The 6,208-nt window shown below is 38.3% G+C and carries 3 protein-coding genes and 3 pseudogenes; 1 reads left to right on the top strand and 5 read right to left on the bottom strand.

Annotated features, from left to right (window positions below; genetic code table 11):
- Positions 1 to 740: 740 nt before the first annotated feature.
- A pseudogene (locus CXF78_RS11345) lies at positions 741 to 1,516 on the bottom strand (DUF4113 domain-containing protein); the annotation flags it as partial.
- Positions 1,517 to 1,914: 398 nt separating this feature from the next.
- On the opposite strand from CXF78_RS11345, the gene CXF78_RS11335 reads away from it, so the two are divergent.
- Positions 1,915 to 2,166 (top strand): hypothetical protein, encoded by a 252-nt coding sequence (locus CXF78_RS11335; RefSeq protein WP_102036839.1) that lies wholly within the window; start codon positions 1,915 to 1,917, stop codon positions 2,164 to 2,166.
- Between the two features lie 1,005 nt (positions 2,167 to 3,171).
- On the opposite strand, the pseudogene CXF78_RS11330 reads toward CXF78_RS11335, so the two are convergent.
- The 4 genes and pseudogenes from CXF78_RS11330 to CXF78_RS11315 all read right to left on the bottom strand — a co-directional run.
- A pseudogene (locus tag CXF78_RS11330) lies at positions 3,172 to 3,441 on the bottom strand (IS3 family transposase); the annotation flags it as partial.
- A 16-nt stretch (positions 3,442 to 3,457) separates the two neighbouring features.
- Positions 3,458 to 3,648 (bottom strand): annotated as a pseudogene (locus CXF78_RS22060) (transposase domain-containing protein); the annotation flags it as partial.
- Positions 3,649 to 3,749: 101 nt separating this feature from the next.
- Positions 3,750 to 5,054 (bottom strand): hypothetical protein, encoded by a 1,305-nt coding sequence (locus CXF78_RS11325; protein ID WP_102036838.1) that lies wholly within the window; start codon positions 5,052 to 5,054, stop codon positions 3,750 to 3,752.
- Positions 5,055 to 5,192: 138 nt separating this feature from the next.
- Entirely contained in the window at positions 5,193 to 6,110 is a 918-nt protein-coding gene (locus CXF78_RS11315; protein WP_102036836.1) for an FRG domain-containing protein, read from the bottom strand.
- Between the last annotated feature and the right edge of the window lie 98 nt (positions 6,111 to 6,208).

Below are 6,208 nucleotides of genomic sequence, written 5' to 3'. Positions count from 1 at the left end.
CGACCTAGCAATCAGAGGAGATGTCACGTAAACGACCGATTTAGTGACAAAGCATAAACGACGATTTTGACGTTAAAAACTGTCACATGACCCGTAATTTATTCAATATCATACAAATCAGATGGTCATTAGCTTTAGTGACGGAATTTTCTGGGGTTCCGGTGTAGAACCCCTGATTTAAGCGGGGAGTTTGATCAGCCGATTTATATCATGGCACCAATAGGCTGATCTGCTATCAGTGACAATTGCATAGTTCAGCCTTGATATACCGTCAGCGGAAGTCGTATCAAACGGAGAATCTTCTGGCAGCAAGACAATACTTGGGTTGATAGGTACAAAATGAAAGGCCGGTACATCTGGAAGTTACCTCAACTCGATAGCCAATAAAACTTTTCGAAGTGTCTTCCACTACTATCTCACGCACTCAGTCTTCGAGAAATACCACTCATCATTGGTATTCTTCGAAGAGAGCAACTCATGATTTTTAGTATTAAGGCCTAGGTAGCTGGCTGCGTTTAACAGGTTAAGTCATGCAGTTTTAGAGCTTATGATCAAAATAGTTTGATTGATCATTCACTTTTGGGCTTGATCATTTAAAGCAAGCTGTCGATCTTTAAATTTAATCATTTTTAGTCGCCATATCTTCTTTCATGAAACCGTTACATATAACGATTTTAGCTTCAGCCAACAATCAACAGCGCAAAAATTAAGAATATTATCCTGCCACTTAACTAAAATTTTTAGCACTTAATATTAGGTAAACAGCCCCAACTAGTCGTGTACTGAGGGGTAGGGGAATCACGGAGCATGGCCCAATTATGCTCAACTCCTTGTGCTGCTAAAAATAAGGTATCACGGCCATAACGTTGATTAATGTTGTCTAAGGAAAGCATCCGTAGAGGATTTGCAGTAGGAGGGTTAAATAAATCGAGCTGGTTGCGCTTATCACTGACTAAATCGATAACTCCAATACCGATTAGATAATAACGCACACCGTCACGTAATAACTGAACTGCGGCACCACTCATTCCTTTAGTGAGATCGACAGTACAACTCGTCGGGCTGGGGAAATGCACTACAACTTTATAGCTGACAGGACGCTCATAATGCTGTGAGTTACTGGCAAAAACCAGCATGGTTTTGAAGTTTGAGACTTGTTTGCGTGCTGTTAGCTGCTGCAATACAGACATGTTTACCCAATGCTTGTAATAGCGATTCATAATCAGTTATGTGCTCTCCAACGCTTCTGGTTGAGAAGATCTGCTTTTTATCTGCCCTTTCTTCATCCAATACTTTACACGCTTGTCCGTTGAGCTCACGAACCGTACGTTCAATCTCAATATTAAACTGCTTTCTTGCCAAAATAGGCGGCATAGAGGCTAATTGAAATGCCGAATGAATATTCATTAGCTCTAGTTTCTTGCTAATACGCCGTCCAGTCCCCCAAACATCACTGACACTTAGTTGTTTTAAGATTGCTATACGCTCCTGCTTCATTACTAATGAAGCAGACACCGTTCAATTTTCTCGTTCAGCAATTGTTTTACCAACTAAGTCTTTAGATAACTGAGCATCGAACAGATGCTTGAGCCGTTTCAACTCAATGTACGGGAGATTTTTAATGTTATATTGAACGGTAGTGACGACGAGGTTATCCATATTCCAAAACCAGAATTTGAAATGGTTCAACAAGAATGCTTTAAAATAATCTGATATTAAACTCATTATCTGCCAGACACTTAACCATATAAATTCAGACACAATTCTTGTACATAAATATTCTTACCTTCAAAATGCTTAGACGTTTGATGTAAAAACCTGAAAGTCAGGTGTCCCACTAGTTTTAAATTGAATAAATACCATCAAAAACATAGGCTTACTTAGGATTTTATTTAACCATTAAGGGCATAACTGATGACTTATATACAAGCTTCTTATGAACAACTAAAAGAGAATCTAGAGTGTTTTTTTACAATTGAAGAACAAGCTTATCTCTTCCCTGTATTGCTCAGTTGGGCAGAGGAGCCTGACAAGGTCATATTTTGGTTTAACAATAAACCAATACCCGCATTCGGTAATATCACAGCCCTATCTGTTTGCGAAGGTGGGCATGCAAAGGCGTTTATCGAGTACATAAAAGGGACTGAATTGGGTGGGAATGCTTAAGTTAGAGCGAATGTAAATTCCAATATTTATTAAGAGTTAATAGTTATTCTATAAGTTGCGAAATAATTCGAGATTAGATCCATGTGAAAACGAAAAACATAGCGTAAGTCATTGATTTATTCTTTTTGAATACATGTTTTTCGTTTTTCATGGATTTAATAATCAATAATTTTCTTTGGTCATTAAGTTGTAGACGTCATTGGTGAAGTCTACATTTAGACTCATTTGACTTCCTATAGAGACAGGAAAGAACTCTAGTGGTCAGTGAAAAACACTCTCAACTTTATAGCTTGGCAAACTCACTTTTGGACAGGACAGAACCGTGCCGGTGATACTCTAATTTAGTTATTGTTAAATTACTTTTTGTATGGCACAACCCCTTAAACAGATAGCCCAACGGGAGGACAAGAAAACCAGACGTTAGGAGCCACTCTTAATTGCATATTCCGCCCACAATGGGCCACTGCTTCGCAACTCGTGGACCAGTATTCAGAATTGCTTGTAGATCCTAATTTGTTATCAAAACCTTATTTTATTGCAGAAGACTATTCCTCTTTGAACCTCAGACAAGTCGGTCTCAAATTCGGTGTTGTTGACTGCTTTCAGTCTCAAATGTGTATGGGTTACAAAAAAGATCAACAAAATCAGTAAATTATAAAGATTTAAGGGTGGTAGGATAGGCCTAACCTATTCATTCTAAATGGAATTTTGGGGTTTTCGATGTGCATGTAAGTCTTGATGGGCGAACCACTATTCCAAGGTGGGAAGCGATAGTGAGAATATCATTTGTCACCTTAGCCTTCAGACAATAATTAATTGAATAGGAATAAACCCGTAAATTAAATTACACATATTTACCTGTCTTGCGTGTAATTATACATGAACTAGATAATTGCGTGTAATTGGAGGTAACAATGAGTGATTGGAATTTTTCTAGACCAGAATTAGCAGAGCATTACCTTATGCGGTTAACGGCGTTTTTCAAGACAGTTGTCGCCTAAATTGTTAGGCAGCTTCTTTATCTTGCTCTGTATTTAACGCCGTATCGCCTATTGGCTGCCAGTTTCGCTTATCTTTTGACCATAGCTATGGATGTTCATTTCTTTTTGTCTGATACAACGCTTTTTGCTTCGCCAGTATTCCAACATCAAGACCATCATGTCTCGGGTTTGGTGTCACAAACTTAATCCTGCTATGGTGATGCTCATTGTTGTACCAATAAACAAATTCATAGACTCATTTACGCGCTTCATCTAACGATTTAAAACCTTCACTGTAAGCGTCCGGCAAACTACGCCCTGCCTAGTTTAACGGGTAAGAGGCTGTTGAGGTCACAGGGTTTTATAATTGCTCTAAGCAGTGTTCGATGTAATCGAACGGGGTGAGTTCATTCGCTTTGGCCGTTTCTCTGATACTGTACAAAATGGCACTCGCCTCTGCGCCACGGTTGTTGTCGATATTAAGTTCGCTGTTTTCTGTATAATGGCCACGCTAACTTGAAAATGGACAAAAGTAAGTTACGCGTAATCTGGGAAACCGCTAATACCAGTTTAGAAAAAGTATCTTGAAACCTTAAACACTTGTTAGGCTTCTTTTCTAAGCGAAGACATATCAGAAAGAACTTCTTCCTCGCTTGCGTCTGTTACATAATCAATAATTTGCTTAAATAATTTAGTAGCATAGCCAACTCTATCAGACCTAGATTTAATGCCTGTTAAAGCATTTAGATGCTCAAGCCTAAGACTAGCAGAAGGATGTGTGTCACTTAATGATGGTCTCGCTGATACATTGCTAAAAGATGCGACTTTATCTTTGGCAAACTCCAAAAAGTTCATATAAATAAATAGCAATTGAGAGCCTTCTATTAAGTTAGCATATTCTCCTAGCTTAAAGTCTAAGTTTTCGTCATCGTCAAGTAGCAGCCATTTTTTATAAACTTGATGAGCAAAGCTATCTGCATTGAGCTCTAGTTTATGCCTAGATTCAACTTCACTCTCAGTTCCTTTTAGTTCGTCTAATTGAAAAGGGTGATTATTTAGAATATGCCCCAGTTCATGTAGCATTATAAAATCTACTTGATCAGCAGAAATATTCTGGGCTAACTGCGCATCCTCGACACTAAATAAAATAGCATTTGGTGTTACCTCGTATGCACTTGCTGTTCCTAAAAGAAATTTAACAATTGGTAAAAGCTCTTTCCAAGCTCTCTGTATTCTTATTTCACCCGCTAAATGCTGTGATGAGTAGAAGTGAACCATTATTCGATTTAGCATCTTGAGAATGGGTTCTAGCGCATAATTAAAACCAATTAATGGGTCAGTCCCATCTCTAAACATTGTCGAATTCGCATTGAAAAAAGGACTTTTGATGGGATAACACGCAACTTTATCTAATTTACCGCTACTAATGATATCTTGGGGAATTTTTGACATCACTCGTAACTGACTTAGCCTTATCCAATAGGGTAGCTTAGCATCTTGATACATAACATCACTAGCAAGCTCCATAGCTTGCTTTGTTATAAGGTAATTTAGAGCTTGTTCAGTTTCAATTGCTGATTCAAACTCCTTTTGTGTCTCAATTTCACACCAAGCATAAGTATAAAGAGATTTTAAAGCTAAGAAAGCTAGCTCATCTGGAGCAGGAGGTATTTTTTTTAACTTGTCGTTAATTACATTTTTTTGTTCATCGCTAACTGTTGATATAGAGGTGTAGTCCAGTACCTGTATTTGTTCTAAATCTAAAATGATTTTTGGAAATTTAGTGCCTTCACCAAGACCAGCAAGCTGAGCCGCATACATAGGGAGCCCTTGTAAATATTCGACATCCATGACCGGAATACAAAGATCGTTCTCCTTTCCCATTAATTGTAGATAAAGATTATTCATTATTTCCTCTTGAAGCCTAGCCCTGTTAAGGGGTGAGCAACTCAATACCAAAACCGCCGCATACCACCTTAAACACTAAAACCAACGCATAGTAAAAATGCCACGCGTGCCGAATCACTCTTAAATTGTTTGCATTTGTTAGAGGCCCAATTTTTCTCGCGTCATTTGAGCGGCAGTATCAATGATTTCGAGATTTTGGTCTGCATCTGGATAAACAAATGCTTCGTTTATACCAAAGTCGTCTTCCAATCTTTTTAAGATTATTGGTTTAAGTGAATGGGCAATTTTATATACACGACGCCCTGCATAACTGGTGTGAGTTGATGCTGTGTACATCAGTTGATCCATTGGCACTGCATTTCGATGGTATATGAAAGCTCCTTTCTGATTCAGTATGCGCTGTCCATATTTAATCTTATCGAGTTCAATGACAGGGGTAACTGCCGGTAGTCCATCTTTCGATAATTTTGTACACAACTCTCTAGCATGATGCTCTCGCTCACTTGCATCCATCAATGACCCATCGGGCTTTCGACAATACCCAATACTTCCCGAGGCATAAAGCCCCATCATTTCTTTTACACGTGAATAAATATCAAACATGTACACACTGCAATCTTTTTCAGGCATCTCACAACATGCAAAGTAGAGAGCTATTTTAGGATCATAACTGAAATCGATTAAGTCCGTCGGTAACCCATAGTGTTGTGCTAAGTATGCAATAGATTCAAACGATAGTTCTTGAGAACCAAGAGTCCTTAAATTGTCATAAAAATCGTCCAAAATTTGGAAAGACTGTCTTTTATATTCCTCGAGGTCGATTTCTGGGAGTAAAACCTTTGAGTTAAAGCCTACATCGACTTCAGACCAGTTCAGAGCACGGTTAGAGATAAAGTATCGGTAAAAGGTGGATATACACACAAAGTCATAATTTGCCATCCCTCTAAAGAACAACTCACCATCTACCTCTCTGTTAAAGAACACATTTCCAACTTGTTCAATAGTTGTTAAATCCGTTTGATACCACTGCCTAAAATCAAATGTTGGAAACTGCATAAACAACTCCGAAGTTAATAAAAATGCATAACGCTTTTTATGCGGCTTTTAGCCGCTTTTCATACTCCTATCATGCAGCCTTTCCAATCACAGTTCAA

It is taken from the genome of Shewanella sp. 11B5 (genome assembly GCF_002836795.1).
GTDB lineage: Bacteria > Pseudomonadota > Gammaproteobacteria > Enterobacterales > Shewanellaceae > Shewanella > Shewanella frigidimarina.
The sequence above is the reverse complement of the archived record's forward strand: the minus strand, read 5'-3'. Positions and strand labels throughout refer to the sequence as shown.